The sequence below is a fragment of the Streptomyces sp. H27-H1 genome, from assembly GCF_026627445.1.
GTDB lineage: Bacteria > Actinomycetota > Actinomycetes > Streptomycetales > Streptomycetaceae > Streptomyces.
In genome coordinates, this window is record NZ_JAPNLJ010000005.1 from 262,684 (window position 1) to 280,848 (window position 18,165).

Below are 18,165 nucleotides of genomic sequence, written 5' to 3' on the forward strand. Positions count from 1 at the left end.
GCGGCCCGGCCGGTGGCCGTGACGCCTGTTCGTCACCCGTCCGGACCGTGACCGCCCCCAGCACCCTTCGTTGATGCGGATGACCGTGCCAGCCAGGTGCGGAACCGCAGCACCACGCGTGGCTTGGCTGGAGCGATGAGACGCACCCCTCTGCGGGGCGTGCGTCGTGGGACCTCGCTCCTTCATGTGACCGGACGGCAGGGGACAGCAGCCCGGTCACCACACAAGACGGCCGGCCCGGGGGACGCCCCGGACCGGCCGTTCTTCTGTTTCCCCGTCACAGACCTGCGCCGTTACGCGCGGCCGGTGGCCCGTCGGCGGAACACCAGGAACACAGCGCCGCCGGCGGCCACGAGCATCGCCCCGGCGATCAGGACCGGCCCGGCGGTGGAGCCGGTCTCGGCGAGGCCGCCGCTCGGCGTCTTGCCGTTACCGGTACTGGCGCTCGGGCTCGGGCTCGGAGTGGTGCTCGTACCCGGCGTGGCAGTCGGGCTCGTGGGAGCCGTCGGCGTGGGGCTCGCGGCGGTCGGAGCCGGGGTCGGCGTGACGCCCTTGCCGTTGATCACGAAGGCGGCCTTGTTGTTGGCGTGCTTCGGGTCCCAGCTGGGCGGCGTGGCACCCTCGGGGGACCAGGCGCCGACCGAGACGGAGCCGGTGGCGTCCACCACGACCTTCTCGATCTTCAGCTCGAACGGGAAGCCGAACTTCTGCTTTTCGCCGATGACGTGCGTGGTCGGGCAGAAGTAGCGCGGGGCACCCAAGTGCTTCTCGCGGTAGCCGCCATCGGCCGTGGTGGCCCTGCAGATCTCCGGAGCCTTGGTGACCTTCGCACCGGCCGGGATCACGATGTCCGCCATGGCCACGTCCTCGCCCGAGCGGAGGTAGGCGACCCAGGCCGGACCGTCGTTGCGGAAGCCGAGCTCCACCTTGACCGTCTCGCCCGCCTTGCCCTCGGCGGAGGAGGCAGAGCTCACCAGGTCGGCGGTGTTCTTCACCGCGAAGTCGAACTCGTGCTGGTTGTTCCACGGGTCCAGGTCCGCCGCGTTCGGCGCGGCCTTGGCCGAGCGTGCCTTGAGGCCCAGCTTCTTGCCCGTACGGGGCGTGGTGAACTTCAGCGTGGACTTCGGCTGGTCGCCGGCCTGGTGCACCCCGTAGAGCAGTCCCTCGATGAAGGCGTGCGGAGCGGCCTCGAGGGTCAGCGCGTCGGCGATCTCATAGACCTCGCCGGGCTTGACCACGTTGTCGAAGGTGCAGACCGTCGTGCCCCAGCCCACGTTCCAGGGCTGGCCGGCACTGTCGTCCTCGCTGTAGGCACAGTTGTCGTACTCCTCGACCAGGCCCATGCCGTGCGTGGTCTGCAGTTCCAGCGCCACGCCGTCGACGGACTCGGTGCCCGTGTTGCCGAAGACGATCGGAAGCGGCTGCGACTGGCCCGGGGTCAGTTTCGCCTTGAGGGCGGCCTTCTCCATCACCAGGTCCGGCCCGCCGACCTCGACCTTGGTCGTGGTGGGCTTGAAGGTGGCGCCCTCTGCCGCGCCGGTCATCGTCAGGTCGACGACCGCGCCGGTCTTACTGCCCTTGGCGGCGGCAAGGTCCAGGGACACGACCCCGCTCCCGTGCGTCCAGATCGCCCAGTCCTTGCAGGTGACCGTCGTCGCGGCGAGGGAGCAGTCCCCGGCCTGGTCCTGGTTGAGCTTCACGTCGACGACGCCCTTGAGGGCGCCCAGGTCGATCGTGTAGGTGCTCTGCCGGTCGAAGACGCTCCCGGTCTCGTTCTCGACGCGGAAGTCGACCGTGGTCGTCTGCGGCCGGCCGTCCTGCCCGGGGTGCGGGTGCAGGCCGATCTCCGCCGGGCTGGTGAGCGTGAACACCGGATCCGCGGCGTGCGCGGGGGTGGCGGCCAGACCGACGGCCACCAAGCCGGTTGCCGCCAGCAGGGAGATGCGCTTTTTCATACCGGTCCTGACCAGCGAAGGCCCTGTCCGGTTGTACCACTCACCCTGTGACGCACACCACATCCACATTCTCGGATTCCGGTACAACCATCGGGCCCGCACACCGGTCTCCCATGTACCTCGGTGGGTACCGCGCTCGGAGGGGGAGTGCGGTGCCCACCGAAGTCGTTCGTCGGCTATTCGGCGGGTGGCGCCGTGCGCCGCGGAACCTCCGGTACCGCCAGGAACGGCAGTCGCAGCGCCCCGAAGGCCTCCTTCGGCACCGCCGGACGGACCGGTTCCACCGCCGCCAGGCGGGTGTAGGCCGCCCCTTGCTCCGGACGCGGATCACGCTCGCCGTTGTTCGGCCAGTAGGACATCGCCCGCTCCGCTTGCGCGGTGATCGTCAGCGACGGGTTGACCCCGAGGTTCGCGGAGACCGCCGAGCCGTCCACCACCGAGATGCCCGGGTGCCCGTAGAGCCGGTGGTACGGGTCGACCACCCCCTCCTGCGGCGAGGCGCCGATCGGGCAGCCGCCGAGGAAGTGCGCCGTCAGCGGGGTGCCCATCAGCTCGCCGACGTTGCTGCCCGGGAACCCGTTGATCTCCTCGGCCAGCAGGGTCGCCGCCCGCGTGGCCTCCGCGATCTGTACGGGGTTGGGTGCGCCGTGGCCCTGGCGGGCGGTGAGCAGGCCCTTCCCGATGCCGCCGGGCTTGCGGTAGGTGGTCAGGGAGTTGTCGAGGGACTGCATGACCAGGCCGATGATGGTCCGCTCCGACCAGCGCCGGTTGGACAGCGAGCGCAGCAGCTGCACGGGGTGGCGGGCACTGCGCCCGAACCAGGCCCGGACCCGGTGCCCGGAGTAGGGGACCTGGAGGATCGTCATGAACCCCATGGCGTTGGAGCCCTTGCCGTAGCGCACCGGCTCGATGTGCGTATCGGCGTTGGGGTGCACCGAGGAGGTGATGGCCACGCCCCGCGTGAAGTCGGCGCGCTGTTCCTTGCCGGGGCCCGCGCCCTGCCGCTTGCGGTAGCGGCGGTCGTCGGTCTGCGCGCCTACGAGGCCTTCGGAGTTGGTCCGGGTCAGCTCGCCGAGCCTTTCCGAGAGGCGGGGCAGTTCGCCGAGGTCCTTCATCGTGTGCAGCAGGGTCTGGGTGCCGTACGTGCCCGCCGCGACGACCACGTAGCGGGCGCGCAGCACCTTGGCCTCGGCGCGGCGGCGGCCCCGGGTGGGGACGGTGCGGACGCGGTAGCCGCCGTCGGGGTCCTCGGAAAGGGCGGTGACGGTGGTCATGGGGTGGATGACGGCGCCGGCCCGCTCCGCGAGGTGCAGGTAGTTCTCGCCCAGGGTGTTCTTCGCGCCGTGCCGGCAGCCGGTCATGCACTCGCCGCACTCGGTGCAGGCCTTGCGGGCGGGGCCGGCGCCGCCGAAGTACGGGTCGGCGACCTCGTCACCGGGGCGGACCTTCGGCTGGCCCTCGGCGTCGTCGCCGTCTCCGAAGAAGACGCCGACCGGGGCCATGTGGAAGGAGTCGGCGACGCCCATCTTGGCGGCGGCCGCCTTGAGGTGGACGTCGGAGGGGGTCGTCGTCGGGTTGAGCCGTACCCCCAGCATCCGCTTGGCCTGGTCGTAGTAGGGGGCCAGCTCGGCCTGCCAGTCCGTGATGGACGCCCACTGCCGGTCCTCGAAGAAGGCGGCGGGGGGTACGTAGAGGGTGTTGGCGTAGTTGAGGGAGCCGCCGCCGACCCCGGCGCCCGCGAGGACCATCACGTTGCCGAGGAGGTGGATGCGCTGGATCCCGTACAGCCCGAGGGCCGGGGCCCACAGGTAGTTGCGCAGGTCCCAGCTGTTCTTGGGCAGGCTCTCGCGGGTGAAGCGGCGTCCTGCCTCCAGGACGCCGACCCGGTACCCCTTCTCGGTGAGCCGCAGCGCCGAGACCGACCCTCCGAAGCCCGATCCGATGACTATGACGTCGTAGTCGTACGACACTGCGGTGCCTCCCATGGGGAACGTACTGGTGCTGAGACGGCCTAGCGGAGCCGGAAGGCCTTCATGACCTTGAGGCTGCGGGTCATGAACGCCGCGTACTTCTCGTCGTCCATCCCGAGCGACGGAGCCATCGGCAGCAGCCGCTGGTGGGCGACGGTCTGGGCCTCGGTGTACTTGAGGATGCCCTCGGAGCCGTGGCGGCGGCCGAGGCCGGACTCCTTCATGCCGCCCATGGGCGCCTGGGCGCTGCCGTAGGCCGGGGCGTACCCCTCGTTGATGTTGACGGTGCCGGTGCGCAGGCGGGCCGAGACGGCGTGGCCGCGGCGCGCGTCCTTCGTCCACACGCTGGAGTTCAGGCCGTAGGAGGTGCCGTTGGCCTCCTCGATGACGTCGTCCTCGTCGGTGAACCGGTAGATGGAGACGACCGGGCCGAAGGTCTCCTCCCCGCACACCGCCATCGCGGTCTCGACTCCGTCGAGGATGGTCGGCTCGTAGAAGAGCGGGCCGATGTCGGGACGGGCGACGCCGCCGGTGACGAGGGTGGCGCCCTTGTCCACGGCATCGTCCACGTGCCGCTGTACGGCCGCCAGCTGGCGTTCGCCGGCCAGGGACCCCATGTCCGCGCCGTAGGCGAGGGAGGAACCGAGGCGCATGGCCTTCGTACGGGCGGCGAACCGGGCGACGAACTCGTCGGCGATGGACGCGTGGACGTACAGCCGCTCGATGGAGATGCAGAGCTGGCCGGCGGAGGAGAAGCAGGCGCGGACGGCGCCGGCGGCGGCCTTCTCCACGTCGGCGTCGCGCAGGACGAGCATGGCGTTCTTGCCACCGAGCTCGAGGGAGACCCCGACCAGGCGGGCGGCCGCGCCCTGGGCGACCTCGCGGCCGGTACGCGTGGAGCCGGTGAACGAAACGTAGTCGGCGTGCCGGACCACTTCGGGGCCGACGACCGGGCCCTCTCCGAGGACGATCTGGAACACCTCGGCGGGCAGGCCCGCCTCGATCATCAGATCGCGGGCCCACAGGGCGGTGAGCGCGGTCTCGGTGTCGGGCTTCATCACGACGGCGTTGCCCGCGGCGAAGGCGGGCAGGGCGTCGCCGATGGACAGTTCGAGGGGGTAGTTCCAGGGGGCGATCTGGCCGATGACCCCGCGCGGCTGGCGCAGCTCGGTGACCTTGGTGAGCGTGGGCATGGCGCCGGTGTGGCCCTTGGGGCGCAGGTACGAGGGTGCCTTGCGGCCGTAGTGCCGGGCGGCGATCGAGACGGCCTGGACCTCCTCGTGGGCGTGCAGGCGGGCCTTGCCCGTCTCCAGCTGGATGAGGTCGAGCACCTCGGTCTGCCGGGCCAGGACCAGGTCGTGGAAGCGCAGCAGTACGGCGGCCCGTGCGCGGACGGGCACCGCGGCCCAGGCGGGCTGCGCGGCGCGGGCCGCGCCGAAGGCGGCGGCCACGTCCTCGGGGGTGGCTTCGGGGAGCTCCGCGAGGCGGTCCCCGGTGAAGGGGCTGTGGTTGGCGGTGCGGCCGGAACCGACCACTCCGCGGGTCAGACGGGCGACCAGTTCGGGGGTCACCACGTCGGCGGCGCTCCGGGCGCCGGCCGGGGCGGGGGCGACCGGGTTGGTGGGCTGCGGGGCGTTGCGGAGGGGGGCCGGGGCCTGCGTGTCCGTCATGGCCGTGAGCGTATTGCGCCCGGGGGCGCTTTGGGTACCCGCCGGTAACCGGATTTTGCCATTTCTGCCAGTGATCGCTGGCGGGATGGCGTGAAACCGGGCGCCGGGAGGCGCCCGGGGGCCGGCGGGGGCCCGCGCTTCGGCTTCGGCTTCAGCTTCGGCTTCGGCTTCGGCTTCGGCTTGGCTGGGGTCGCGGTCTCAGCGGGCCGGGGCCGGCTTCCAGCCGCTGAGCACGATGTCGAACTGCGCCCGGGTCTTCTCCCAGTCCACGGCCGGACCCGACATGTACACCGCGTACTCGGTGCCGTCCGGCGCGTAGTACATCTGCTCGATGGCCCGCCGGGGTCCGGTGAACGCCCCGCTCTTCTCCGTCCAGGCGAACGTCCACAGGGCGGCCTTGACCTGCCCCCGGAACGTGTTCGGGTGCAGTGTCTCGCGCACGTAGTCGGAGCGCTTCTCGACCTGCTTCTCCAGGTCCAGCAGGTGCGCGTACGGGTTCTCGAACATCGGCTTCCTGTCCACCGCGAGCCGGATGAAGTGCTTGCCGCCGTCCCGCGTGTAGTCGATCTGCGACCCGTCCACCCGGCGCGTCCAGCCGTCCGGGACGAAGAGGGTGAAGCCCTCCTTGTCGACCACCTTCTGCCAGCCCGCCGGCGGGGACTCCTCCGCCTGGCCCTTGGCGGCCCCGACGCCGGTCGAGCCCTCGGGCGACGTGTCGAGCGCGCCGGCCGTCCGGCCCGGGACCGCGCCGTCCGTGTTCGAGTCACCGGTGTACTTCAGGATCCCGAACACCCCGCCGCCGCCGAGCAGCGCCGCCACCACGGCGACGGCCGCCGCACGCCTGATGCGGCCGGGGGCGCCGGTGTCCCGGCGGCCCGGGTCGCCGGGTCCGCCGGGTCCGGCCTCGGACCGCGTGGTGAACGCCGGATCCGGCCGCGGCTCCTCGCCCCGACCCCGCGGCGGCCCGTAGCCCTGCGCCTGCCTCTGCCCCTGCCCTTGCACCTGCCCCTGCTCCGCGGGCAGCGTGGCCGTGTCCGTGTCCGGCAGCTCGTTCCGTGCGGCGCCCAGCTCCTCGGAGCCCAGCGCGCGCGTGGGTACGTACGCCTGCGCCGACTTCGGCTCCCGGCCCTCCATCGCCTGCATCAGCATCTGCTCGGCCTCGACGGCCGACGGCCGCTTCGCCGGGTCCTTGCGCAGCAGCGCGATGATGACCGGGGCCAGCGCGCCCGCGTGGGTCGGGGCGGGCGGCTCCTCGTTCACCACGGCCTGGAGGCTGGAGATGGGCGAGGTGCGGCGGAACGGCGAGCGGGCCTCGACGGCCGTGTAAAGGGTCGCGCCGAGGGCCCACAGGTCGGAAGCCGGGTCGGGTGACCCGCCGGTGACCCGTTCGGGTGCCAGGTAGTCGATGGAGCCGACGAGTTCACCGGTACGCGTGATGGAGGAGTCGCCCTCGATCGCGGCGATGCCGAAGTCGGCGAGCATCACCCGCCCGTCCTTGGCGAGCATGACGTTGCCCGGTTTCACGTCCCGGTGCAGTACGCCGACCGCGTGCGCGGCACGCAGCGCGCCGAGCACGTGCAGCCCGATCCGGGCCGCCTCGCGGGGTTCGATCCGGCCGGCCGCCTTCGCCGCGTCCGCGAGGGAGGGACCGTCGATGTACTCCATGACGATCCAGGGCCGGTCGTCGTGTTCCAGTACGTCGTGGACGGTGACGACCGCCGGATGCTGGATCCGGGCCGCGGCCCGGGCCTCCTTCTGCGTCCGGGCGTGCAGGACGTCCCGGTCGGCCTGGGCGACGTACAGCCCCGCCGTCAGTTCCTTGACGGCGACCGTCCTGTGCAGCAGCTCATCGTGCGCGCGCCACACCTTGCCCATGCCGCCCCTGCCGATGGGCTCCACGAGCCGGTACCGGCCCGCGAGCACCGCACCCGCACCCGCACCTGTCTGCTGTTCCACGAATCCCCGCCGCCGCTCTGTGCACTTCCGGTCAGACTACGGAGATCGCGGGCAACGGTGGAACCTCTCGGAGGTGGTTGGGCCGCACTGTGACGCAATCGCCGTACTGATACCTCGTCAGCCGCCGCTCTTGTAGCTGCTCGTCGCCTGCTCGAAGGTCTCGGTGACCTTGCCCTCCTGGTCGAGCGGACCGGTGACGAGGACGATGTGGTACGAACCTCCGAGCGCGACGACGAAGTTGCGGGCCACGACGGAACGGCCGTTGCCGTCGATCCAGGTGTACCGGCCTGTGACGCGGAGCTGGTTGCCGACCTTGGTGGACTTGATGTCGCCGACGCTGGACCAGGTGGAGGAGCGGTACGGAGCCAGTTCGGGCTCCTTGTCCTTCTGGTAGGTGGCCGGGTCGGGGTTGCCCGCGACCTTGTCCCGGCCGGGGACGACGGTCAGCGCGAAGTCCCCCTCCGTGTAGCGGACCTGACCGGACTCGTTCATTCCGCGGCGCTCCCAGCCGTTCGGAACGTTGATCGCGAAGTGCTCGGCGTCCTGCTGGGCCGTGTACCCCTCCGGAGCCGGGGTGTTGGTCTGCGGAGCGGGCTTGGAGGCGGGAGGGGTGGCGGAGGGGCTCGGGGCCTGACCGGACCCGCTCGGCTTCGGGCTCGGGCCGGGGCTGCGGCCGTGCGACTGCGTCGCGGCGGGCGGCTTCATTCCGGCGGCCTTCTGCCCGCCCTGCGTATCCGCGGAGCGGGGCATGAAGAACAGGGCGTAGGCCACGGCCCCCGAGAGCAGGACGAGGATCCCGAGCAGCAGGGAGCGCCCCAGCGAGCGCGACTTGCGGGGGTGTTCGGCGCTGCGGTGGCGGCCGTGCAGGTCGGCCCGCCGCCGTACGACGGGCAACCGGGCCGGATCCGGTTCGGCCGCCGGGAGCAGCATGGCGACGCCGCCGTCGGGTTCCGGGGCGGACCGCACGAGGGAGCGCAGCCAGCCGCGGAGCTCCTCGAAGTCGGGTCGCTCGGTCGGGTCCTGCCGCAGCAGGGACTCCACGATCGGGCGCAGCGGGCCGCACTCCTCGGCGAAGGCGGGGGGCTCGGCGCAGACCATCTCGACGAGCTCGGCGACGCTGTCCTCGGGGTAGGGCGCATGGCCCTGTACGGCCCGGTACAGCAGCGCGCCGAGCCCCCAGAGGTCGGTGGCCGGCCCGACGGGCGCGGCCAACTGCCACGGCCCGTGCACGGCCTGCGCCTGCTCGGGAGCCCACCTCTCGGTGACGGCCCCCACCACGGCCATCCGCGTCTGCCGGGCCCGCTCGGCATCGAGCCCGCTCCGGGGCCCGCTCCCCCAACCGGGCGCGCCGGCGCCGGGGCGGCCCTGGCCGTACCCGTCGGCGTTGGAGCGGTCCGGGCCGAGCGGGGGCTGCTGCCCGTAACCGGAGCCACCCCGCGCAACGGCCTGGCCGAAGCCCGCAGGCTCCGGGCGCTCCGGCCCCGGCGCGGGCTGCCCGTAGCCGGGCCGCCCGTACTCCGGCCCGGGAACCGCCCGATGCCCCGTACCGTCCTGCGGACGCGCCTGGGTCGGCGCCGCCGGCCCGGGGGCCTGACCTCGGCCGTAGCTGTTGTCGTAGCCGCTGTCGTTGCGGTAGCCGTTGCCGGAGGGCATCCCGCCAGGCTGTGCGGGTCCCGGCGCAGCGGGCTGCTGCGGGGCGGTGGTCGCGCCCTGGCCGTCGTCGGAGGACCGGGGTGTGCCGCCGCCCGGGGTTTCCGCCTGGTGGTAGCCCTGGGGAAGGGCGAGTTGCGCCGGCAGCGCGGCGCGGGCCGGCGGCTCCGGTTCGGCCGGCGGCAGGGCCTGGCGGCGCGGGGTGGCGCCGTGCCAGGTTGCGCCGCTGCCGGGGCCGCCGTACGGGTACGAGTACCCCTGCGGCAGCTTCGACCCCGCCGGCCTCGGCTCCACCGCCGACCCCGGCTCCTGCTCCGGCGCGGGTTCCGACCCGGCCTTGCGCTGCTCTGTGATCCGCGCGGCGGCCTGAGCCCCGGCCCGGTACGCGGCAATGGCCCCGGCCCGCGCGGCGGCCGTCAGATCGGGCCGGTCGCCGGGGCTTGCGGAGGCACTGGGAATGCCGGGGGCACTGGGAGTGCCGGGGGCTCCGGAGGCGCTGGGAAGGCTGGGAGTGCCGGGAGCACCGGGGGCGGTGGGGCTTATCTGATCCCGGTAGCGCGGCCCGGTGTCGTACCCCGGAGCCACCAACGGCGCATACTCCTGCACGCTCCCGGCCCCCTGCTGCGCGGCCGTTCCGGCACCGGCTCCGCCGGCCAGCCCGGCCGCGTCCGCGGAGTCGCCCCCGCGCTCGGCCCCGTACCCGGCGTCCGCTCCCGGACCGCCGCCGTACCCACCGCCGCCGTACCCGCCGCCGGTCACGGGCTCCGTGGCGAACCCGGCACCACCAGCCGGTGCACCCGGCAGCGCTACGGGGCCCGCTCCGATCCCCCTGCCGCCCTCAGGGGCGCCGGAGCGACCGGTTGCCGGCGCACCCCCCGGGACCGGCCATCCGGCCGACCCCGCGGCGGAGTGGACCGTCCCGTCCTGCGGAGGGACCGGGTCGTACCCGCACAGGGCGTCCTCCGCGGCTCCCGCGGCCAGCCCCGTCAGGACGACCCTGCCGTCCTCGCAGATCAGTACCGTCCGCATGGTGATGTTGCGGTGCGTCCACCCGTGCGCGTGCAGCACCCGCAGCGCGGTCAGCACGTCCGCAGCCACCTCCGCCGCCCGGTACGGGCTCAGCGGCTCGTCCGCGATCAGCGCCGCCAGCGGTCTGGCCGGTACGAGTTCGCTCACTATCCACAGCGACCCGCCCTCCGCGAACACGTCGAAGACCTGGTCCAGCCGCGGATGGTCCGGCACGGACGCCGCCGCCTGCGCCGCCTCGATCGCCCTGCGCACCGCGGGCAGTTCGCCGGGAGGAACCCCCCGGCCCCCGGCGGCGGACGGGCCACCGCGCGTGCCGTCGAGCAGCTCCGCGTCGACGACCTCCGGCAACGGCACCTGCCGTACGAGGACTTCCTGGCCGCTGCGCGTGTCGAAGGCCCGGGTCTCGATCAGTTCGTAGGCATCGGACGGCGGCAGCGGCAGACGGTAGCGCTCGGCCAGGATCCGGCCCGCGTAGTCCTCCACATCGCCTCCCCCGAGAGCTGTGGGCCCGTCCCCCAGGCCCCCCTGACACGATACGACGCCCAGGGCGCCCGCGTCCCGGCCCTGGCGAGGCTGACCCGAGCCCGCTCGGGACGCGGGTCAGCCCAGTGGCTGGAAGGTGTCGAACGCCGTGGTGCGCAACTGCGTGCACTCCGCCGCGTCCCACTGGTCCGCGAGGCAGGTGATCATGATGGCGTAGCCGTGCTTCGCGTCCATCCTGAACCCGCGGTCGAGCACCCGGACCCGCACGCCCCGCTGGTCCCGCTCGAACTCCCAGTCGGCGACGGTCGGGTACCCGCGGTACTCGACCGGTTCGAGCCGCAGCAGCTTGTAGTTCTTGCTGTTGCCCGCCACGACCGGGGCCAGCTCCAGCCAGGCGGCGCGGGCGTCGTCGCGCGGCTTGCTGTTGAAGTCGATCTGGATGCGCGGGAAGCCGCCGTCGCGGCTGTAGATGACCCCGTCATCCTTCCCTATCGTGTCGGTCTGCTCGAAGCCTTCGGGCATGCCCATCGCGAAGTGGAACTTCGGGTCGTTGATCTGGACGTACCCGGGCGGGAGCCCGGGCAGGGCGCCCCCGGGTGTGGAACCCTCACCCTGGCCGGGATTGGTTCCGGAGCCCTGCGACTGGCCGGGATCCGGCGAACCGGCGCCCCCGGTGGACGGCTCGCCGGCCTTCGGTGAGGGCGACGGAGTAGCCGAGGGCGAGGAACCGGGTCCGGGGCTCGATGCGGCGGAATGGCTGCCGCCCTTGCCACCCTTGCCGTCCTGCGGGGCACCGTCCTTGTCGTCGTCGCCGCTGACGGCGTACGCGACCAGCGAGCCGATGACGACGAGCGCCACGACCACTCCGGCTATCGCGAGCGCGATGGTGCGGCGCGGCACGACGTCGGTGAGCGGGGCCGCGACGGGCGCGGAGCGCGGCGACGGGGCTTCGGCGGCGGTCGCGGCCGAAGCCGTGGCGGCGGCCGCGGCGGCGGCGCGGGCGGCCGCCGCCGTGCGGGCCGACTTCAACGCAAGCCGGGCGCGCTCGCGCTGCTCGCGCTCACGGCGCTCACGTTCCTTCTTCTCCACCTTCTCGGCGGCCTTGGCCGCCTTGTCGGCGGCCGCCTTGTCGGCGGCGTCCTGGGCCTCGGCGAGTGATATCTGCCGGGTTTCCTCGGCGCTCGGGGCGGCTACGGGGGCCGGCGGCTCGGGCGCGTCGATCACGGCGGTGAGCAGCGCCCGCGCACGGTCGTCGTCGAGCCGGTGGGCGGGGTCCTTGACGAGGAGGCCGTAGATGACCTCGGTCAGCGGGCCGGCGTTCTTGGGCGGTTCGACGGGCTCGGTCATCACGGCGGTGAGCGTCGCGAGCGCCGACCCCTTGTCGTAGGGGGGAACCCCCTCGACGGCGGCGTACAGCAGGCCGCCGAGCGACCACATGTCGGCCGGCGGGCCGGGTCGCTGGCCTCGGGCCCGCTCGGGCGAAATGTACGAGGGGGCGCCGACGAGCATGCCGGTGGAAGTGACGGAGGGGTCGCCCTCGACCTGGGCGATGCCGAAGTCGGTGAGGACCACGCGGCCGTTGCCGTGGTCGGCGAGGAGCACGTTGGAGGGCTTCACGTCCCGGTGCAGGATGCCCTGGCGGTGGGCGGCACGCAGTACGTCGAGCACGGCGAGGCCGACTTCCGCGGCGCGGCGGGGGGACAACGGGCCGCTTTCGCGGATGAACTCCGCGAGCGAGGGGCCCTCGATGAGCTCCATGACGATCCACGGCCGGCCGTCTTCGTCGACGACGTCGTAGACGGTCACCGCGCCGCCGCTCCGGATCCGGGCGATGGCCTTCGCCTCGCGGAGGGTGCGGGTGATGAGGCGGCGCTTCTCGTCATCGTCGACGCCGCTGCCGAAGCGGAGCTCCTTGACGGCGACGGTCCGGCCGAGGGTCTCGTCCTCGGCGCGCCAGACGGTGCCCATGCCGCCCTTGCCGAGAACGCCCCCGAGCCGGTACCGGCCCGCGAGCAGCCGCCCCTCGTCCTCGGCGCCCGCCACCGCCTTGGCGGCGGCGGCCTTGACAGCTGCGGCCACCTCGTCGGCCTTGCTCACCGCGATGGGCTTCACGCCCTCGGCCCCACCGTCCGCCCGCCCGGCAGCGCCCTTCCGCAACTCGGCCTTCGCACGGACGGGCTTCGCGTCCTCGGGCTCAGCCTTCACACCGGCAGGCTTCGCGTCCTCGGGCTCAGCCTTCACACCGGCAGGCTTCGCGTCCTCGGGCTCAGCCTTCACACCGACGGGCTTCGCGTCCTCGGGCTCAGCCTTCACACCGGCAGGCTTCGCGTCCTCGGACTCAGCCTTCACACCGGCAGGCTTCGCGTCCTCGGGCTCAGCCTTCACACCGACGGGCTTCGCGTCCTCGGGCTCAGCCTTCACACCGGCAGGCTTCGCGTCCTCGGACTCCGCCCCACCGGCAGCCTTTGCACCGGCAGGCTCCGCATCCACGCGCTCGGCCTTCGCAGCGGCAGGCTTCGCGTCCGCCGGCTCCGGCTCCGCACCAGCGGGCTTGGCGTCCTCGGGCTCAGCCGCACCGGCTGCCTTCGCCGCAGCAGGCTTCGCCGCGGGCTTGCGCGCGGCGGGCTTCCCCGCAGCCGGCTCCGCCGCGGAACCCGCGGGCTTCGCGGGCCTGGCCGCAGCACGCTTCGCCCCGGCGGGCGCGGCCTTCGAGGCCCCGTCCGCGGCGGGCTTCGCGGCTCCCGCCGCCGGCGTCTCGGCAGGAGACTTCGGGTCCGTCGGGGGCTCCGCCGGAGGCACCGGCGATCCCGTCCCGACAGACGGCTCCGACGACTCGGTGTGCTCCGGCTTCGACATTCGTCCCCTCTGCGTTCGTGCCGCCTGCTCCGGTTGCCCTGGCAGCGGCCGGGGTGCCCGGTAACCCGCCCCGGCAGAACCCACATTGTCCCTTACTCCGCAACGGACGGGAGCCCCGGGTCCGCGGTTCCGTCCTCGACGTCGCGGAGTTACAACGGGACGATATCCGGCGCCCCCAGCCTCGCGGCGTCCGCGGTCTGGTCGTCGGGCTGCCGCTGCGATTCCCGCTCCGCCTGGACCCTCTTCTCGTAGTGCTCCACTTCCTTCTCGATCTGCTGCTCGTCCCATCCAAGAACCGGAGCCATCAACTCCGCACATTCCCGCGCCGATCTGGTGCCCCGGTCGAAGGTCTCGATCGAGATCCGCGTCCGCCTGGTCAGCACGTCGTCCAGGTGCCGCGCCCCCTCGTGCGAGGCCGCGTAGACCACTTCGGCGCGGAGGTAGTCGTCGGCGCCCGTCAGCGGCTCCCCGAGCGAAGGGTCTTCCGCGATCAGCGACAGCAGTTCCTCCGTCAGCGATCCGTACCGGTTCAAGAGGTGCTCCACGCGGACCACATGGAGCCCCGTCCGCGCGGCGATCCGCGCCCGGCCGTTCCACAGGGCCCGGTACCCCTCGGCCCCGACCAGCGGAACGTCCTCCGTCACGCAGGGCGCGACCCGCTGGTCCAGGCCGTGCACCGCCTCGTCCACCGCGTCCTTGGCCATCACCCGGTACGTCGTGTACTTCCCGCCGGCGACCACCACCAGCCCCGGCACCGGGTGCGCCACCGTGTGCTCGCGCGAAAGCTTGCTCGTCGCGTCCGACTCCCCGGCCAGCAGCGGCCGCAGCCCGGCGTAGACCCCCTGGACGTCGTCCCGGGTGAGCGGGACGGCCAGCACCGAGTTCACGTGCTCCAGCAGGTAGTCGATGTCCGCGCGCGACGCCGCGGGGTGCGCCTTGTCCAGGTCCCAGTCGGTGTCCGTGGTGCCCACGATCCAGTGCCGGCCCCACGGGATGACGAACAGCACCGACTTCTCGGTCCGCAGGATCAGCCCGGTCGAGGAGTGGATGCGGTCCTTCGGGACGACGAGGTGGATGCCTTTCGACGCCCGCACGTGGAACTGCCCGCGCTCCCCGATCAGCGCCTGGGTGTCATCCGTCCAGACCCCCGTGGCGTTCACGATCTGCTTCGCGCGGATCTCGTACTCCCCGCCGCCCTCCACGTCCTGCACCCGCGCGCCGACGACCCGCTCGCCCTCCCGCAGGAAGCCGACGACCCTCGCCCTGTTGGCGCACTGCGCCCCGTACGCAGCGGCCGTCCGGACCAGCGTCGCCACGTACCGCGCGTCGTCCATCTGGGCGTCGTAGTACTGCAGGGCGCCCACCAGCGCGTCCTTGCGCAGCGCCGGCGCGATCCGCAGGGCGCGCTTGCGGGAGAGGTGGCGGTGCGTCGGCAGCCCTCGCCCGTGCCCGCTGGAGAGCGACATGGCGTCGTAGAGCGCGACGCCGGAACCGGCGTAGAACCGCTCCCACCCCTTGTGCTGCAGCGGGTAGAGGAACGGCACCGGCTTCACCAGGTGTGGCGCGAGCCGCCCCAGCAGCAGGCCGCGCTCCTTCAGCGCCTCGCGCACGAGGGCGAAGTCGAGCATCTCCAGGTATCTGAGCCCGCCGTGGATGAGCTTGCTGGAACGGCTGGAGGTGCCCGAAGCCCAGTCCCTAGCCTCCACCAGCCCGGTCGCCAGGCCTCTGGTCACCGCGTCGAGGGCGGTACCGGCGCCCACGACACCCGCTCCGACCACCAGCACGTCCAGTTCCCGCTCGGCCATCCCGGCCAGCGCCTCGGCGCGCTGCACCGGCCCCAGCGCGGCCCGCCCACCACCTCCCCCCGTCCCCATGCCCGAACCCGCCGCTGCGCCCGTCCCTGCCCCAGTCCCAGTCCTCACGGCTGCCTGCCTCCCGTTGACGCGGGTCGCCCCGTGCGCCCTGTGCGGCCATCCCACCTGGTGTGGGTGATCCCGCTCACATCGCCCGTTCATGATTCTGACCGGCCGCATCCACATCAGCCACCGCCTGTGGATAACACGGCGGTGTCCAAAACCCCCGAATACGACATATCTGTCATATATACGCCTAGTCTGACATTGCGCCAGCTCTCCGCATCCACAGGACTTGCGCGCTCCGCCCCCTCATGCATGTCAGGGAAGGGAAGGGACGGCACCCCCATGCCCGCAGATCTCGCCGTCATCGGACTCGGCCATCTCGGCCTCCCGCTCGCCCAGGCAGCCGTGGCCGCCGGGATCGAGACGGTCGGCTACGACAGCGGTCCGGCGACGGACTCCACCCTCACAGCCGCCGAGGTCCGCCGCATGTCGGCGGCCGGCTTCCGGGTCACCACCAACCCCGCCGAACTCGGCAGGGTCCGCACCGCCGTCATCTGCGCCCCCACCCAGCTCGGCGCGGACCGCGCACTCGACCTGTCCGCGGTCGGCGAGGCGGGCCGCACGCTCGCCGCCCGGCTGCGCCCGCACACCACCGTCATCCTCGAATCGGCGGCCCACCCGGGCGTCACCGAGGACTACCTGCGCCCGATCCTCGAATCGGGCTCCGGGCTCCGCGCAGGCCGGGACTTCCACCTGGCCTACTCCCCCAGCCGCCTGGACCCCGGCAACCGCACGCACGGCATCGCCAACACCCCCAAGGTCATCGGCGGCCTCACCCCCGCCTGCACCGAGTCCGCGCACGGCTTCTACGCCCGCCTCACCGAGAAGGTGGTGCGCGCTCGGGGCCTGCGCGAGGCCGAGACCGTACAGCTCCTGGAAACCAACTACCGGCACGTCAACATCGCCCTCATGAACGAGATGGCCGTGCTCTGCCACGACCTCGGCGTGGACCTGTGGGACGTCATCCGGTGCGCCGAGACCAAGCCGTACGGGTTCCAGGCCTTCCGCCCCGGCCCCGGAGTCGGCGGCCACGGCGTCCCCCTCGACCCCAACTACCTCCCCCACACCACCCGCACCCCGGGCCACCCGCTGCGCATGGTCGGTCTGGCGCAGGAGATCAACGACCGGATGCCGCAGTACGTCATCCAGCGCAGCGCCGCCCTGCTCAACGAGCACGGCAAGTCCGCCCGCGGCGCCCGTGTCCTCCTCCTGGGCGTCACCTACAAACCGGACCTCGCCGACCAGGAGGGCTCCCCGGCGCGCGAGATCGCCAGCCGCCTCCTCGACCTCGGCGCGCTGATCAGCTACCACGACCCGTACATCGCCGGATGGCGCGTCAGGGACCAGCCCGTCCCCCGTGCCGAATCGTTGTACGAGGCCGCCGCCAACGCCGATCTGACGATCCTGCTCCAGCACCACCGCACCTACGACCTGCAGGGCCTGGCGGTGAAGGCCCAGTTGCTGCTGGACACCCGGGGCGCCAGCCCGGTGGGCGCCGCACACCGCCTGTAGCCGGCCCCGCGCGCACGGCGAGCCCGGCCGAATCCCCTCCACGGATGTCACAGGCTGCTGCTAGCCTGCGGCGACTTATCTCGCGCATACACCCACGTCAGTCGTGCGGGTCCCGTGTGCCCAAAAATCCCTGGGGGGGATTTCTTCATGAGCCAGCAGTTCCAGCAGCCCGCGCCCGACTCCACGACGCCCGCGGCCGACACCACCGCCACCCCGGCCGGCTACCCGGGCCCGTCCGGCGCCGACTTCCTGGCCCAGGCCCCGGCCCCAGCGCGCACCGGCAACGTGGGTCTCGGCATCGGCGCGGCCGTGGTCGCCGCCCTGGTCACCGCCGCCATCTACGGCACGATCATCGGCCTGAGCGAGTACCAGATCGGCTTCGCGGCCGTCGCCGTCGGCGCCGCTGTGGGCTTCGCCGCCGGCAAGCTCGGCGGGGGCAACCCGCTCCTGCCCGTGCTCAGCGCCCTGCTCTCGCTGGCCGCCGTCTTCGCGGGCCAGATCTTCGGCATCGCCATGATCGGTGCGGACGAGCTCGGCGTGAGCACCCTCGACGTGCTCAACCTCGGCTTCTCCCTGCTCGTCGACGCCTGGAAGGAAACCTCGGGCCCGATGACGTACCTCTTCCTCGCCATCGGCGGTTACACCGCCTTCCAGTCGGCCCGCAAGGCCGCCTGACCCCTCGGCTCCACCCGAGCACCGGCCCCGGACTCCGCCCAGGACTCCGGGGCCGACCCGTCTCCGGCGCGGCCGCGAGCAGACACGTCCATGATCACGCGGTGGCCGGAAACCCCTGTCCTGCGCCAGGTCCCCGGCCATATGATCCGCGCGTGTCCCCTCCCGAGCCCCGCCCCCCGCGCCACCCCCCGGCCGCCTGGTTCACCGCCGTGCTGTGGGTGCTCGGTGTCCCCGGGATGATCATCGGTGGGTCGGTGATCCTGCTCGGCGCCGCCCTGGGCGACGAGCACGGCCAGCTCGCCGGGGACGAGGGACGCTTTCTGCTCCGCTGGCTGCTCGTCGCCGGCGTCTTCCTCGTCCCGTGGAGCATCTGTGTGAACCGCCGGACCAAGGGCAAGATCTGACACCCAGCCCCGCCTCCCGCCGCGAACGGACCGGACGCGCCCGAGGCCCCGCTCCCCCCCCCGGGGCCCCCGGCCGCCCGCGGGAC

The 18,165-nt window shown here is 72.9% G+C and carries 10 protein-coding genes; 3 read left to right on the forward strand and 7 right to left on the reverse strand.

Annotation, left to right across the window (positions count from 1 at the left end; translation table 11 throughout):
- Window positions 1–293: 293 nt before the first annotated feature.
- The 7 genes from OTB20_RS07575 to OTB20_RS07605 form a co-directional block, all read right to left on the reverse strand.
- Window positions 294–1,955 carry an LPXTG cell wall anchor domain-containing protein gene (locus OTB20_RS07575; RefSeq protein ID WP_267815806.1) on the reverse strand — a complete coding sequence of 554 codons (1,662 nt, stop codon included), beginning with the start codon at window positions 1,953–1,955 and terminating at the stop codon, window positions 294–296.
- A 176-nt stretch (window positions 1,956–2,131) separates the two neighbouring features.
- Window positions 2,132–3,940 (reverse strand): GMC family oxidoreductase, encoded by a 1,809-nt coding sequence (locus OTB20_RS07580; protein ID WP_324290345.1) that lies wholly within the window; start codon window positions 3,938–3,940, stop codon window positions 2,132–2,134.
- Window positions 3,941–3,966: 26 nt separating this feature from the next.
- Complete coding sequence (locus OTB20_RS07585) at window positions 3,967–5,595, reverse strand: succinic semialdehyde dehydrogenase (protein WP_267815807.1); 1,629 nt, start codon at window positions 5,593–5,595, stop codon at window positions 3,967–3,969.
- A 198-nt stretch (window positions 5,596–5,793) separates the two neighbouring features.
- Entirely contained in the window at window positions 5,794–7,551 is a 1,758-nt protein-coding gene (locus OTB20_RS07590; protein WP_267815808.1) for a serine/threonine-protein kinase, read from the reverse strand.
- A gap of 117 nt (window positions 7,552–7,668) precedes the next feature.
- The gene (locus OTB20_RS07595; protein ID WP_267815809.1) at window positions 7,669–10,713 is read right to left on the reverse strand and encodes a serine/threonine protein kinase; all 3,045 of its coding nucleotides are present in this window, start codon (window positions 10,711–10,713) and stop codon (window positions 7,669–7,671) included.
- A 117-nt stretch (window positions 10,714–10,830) separates the two neighbouring features.
- Window positions 10,831–13,569: a protein kinase domain-containing protein gene (locus tag OTB20_RS07600; protein WP_267815810.1), complete on the reverse strand. Its 2,739-nt coding sequence runs from the start codon at window positions 13,567–13,569 to the stop codon at window positions 10,831–10,833.
- A 149-nt stretch (window positions 13,570–13,718) separates the two neighbouring features.
- Window positions 13,719–15,443, reverse strand: a complete 1,725-nt coding sequence (locus OTB20_RS07605; protein ID WP_267815811.1) for a glycerol-3-phosphate dehydrogenase/oxidase — start codon at window positions 15,441–15,443, stop codon at window positions 13,719–13,721.
- 327 nt (window positions 15,444–15,770) lie between these two features.
- Here OTB20_RS07605 and OTB20_RS07610 point away from each other — a divergent pair, with 327 nt between their 5' ends.
- The 3 genes from OTB20_RS07610 (at window position 15,771) to OTB20_RS07620 (ending at window position 18,079) form a co-directional block, all read left to right on the forward strand.
- Window positions 15,771–17,000, forward strand: coding sequence for a nucleotide sugar dehydrogenase (locus OTB20_RS07610; RefSeq protein WP_267815812.1), 1,230 nt, complete (start codon window positions 15,771–15,773; stop codon window positions 16,998–17,000).
- A 147-nt stretch (window positions 17,001–17,147) separates the two neighbouring features.
- Window positions 17,148–17,675, forward strand: coding sequence for a hypothetical protein (locus OTB20_RS07615; protein ID WP_267815813.1), 528 nt, complete (start codon window positions 17,148–17,150; stop codon window positions 17,673–17,675).
- A 152-nt stretch (window positions 17,676–17,827) separates the two neighbouring features.
- A complete protein-coding gene (locus tag OTB20_RS07620; RefSeq protein ID WP_267815814.1) occupies window positions 17,828–18,079 on the forward strand; it encodes a hypothetical protein in 252 nt (83 codons plus the stop codon).
- Window positions 18,080–18,165: the final 86 nt, after the last annotated feature.

What these genes read in the sequence shown, in the direction of transcription:
- OTB20_RS07615 (WP_267815813.1), top strand. Translation starts at nt 17,148, where the DNA reads ATGAGCCAGCAGTTCCAGCAGCCCGCGCCCGACTCCACGACGCCCGCG.
- OTB20_RS07600 (WP_267815810.1), bottom strand. Translation starts at nt 13,569, where the DNA reads ATGTCGAAGCCGGAGCACACCGAGTCGTCGGAGCCGTCTGTCGGGACG.
- OTB20_RS07605 (WP_267815811.1), bottom strand. Translation starts at nt 15,443, where the DNA reads ATGGGGACGGGGGGAGGTGGTGGGCGGGCCGCGCTGGGGCCGGTGCAG.
- OTB20_RS07610 (WP_267815812.1), top strand. Translation starts at nt 15,771, where the DNA reads ATGCCCGCAGATCTCGCCGTCATCGGACTCGGCCATCTCGGCCTCCCG.
- OTB20_RS07575 (WP_267815806.1), bottom strand. Translation starts at nt 1,955, where the DNA reads ATGAAAAAGCGCATCTCCCTGCTGGCGGCAACCGGCTTGGTGGCCGTC.
- OTB20_RS07585 (WP_267815807.1), bottom strand. Translation starts at nt 5,595, where the DNA reads ATGACGGACACGCAGGCCCCGGCCCCCCTCCGCAACGCCCCGCAGCCC.
- OTB20_RS07580 (WP_324290345.1), bottom strand. Translation starts at nt 3,940, where the DNA reads ATGGGAGGCACCGCAGTGTCGTACGACTACGACGTCATAGTCATCGGA.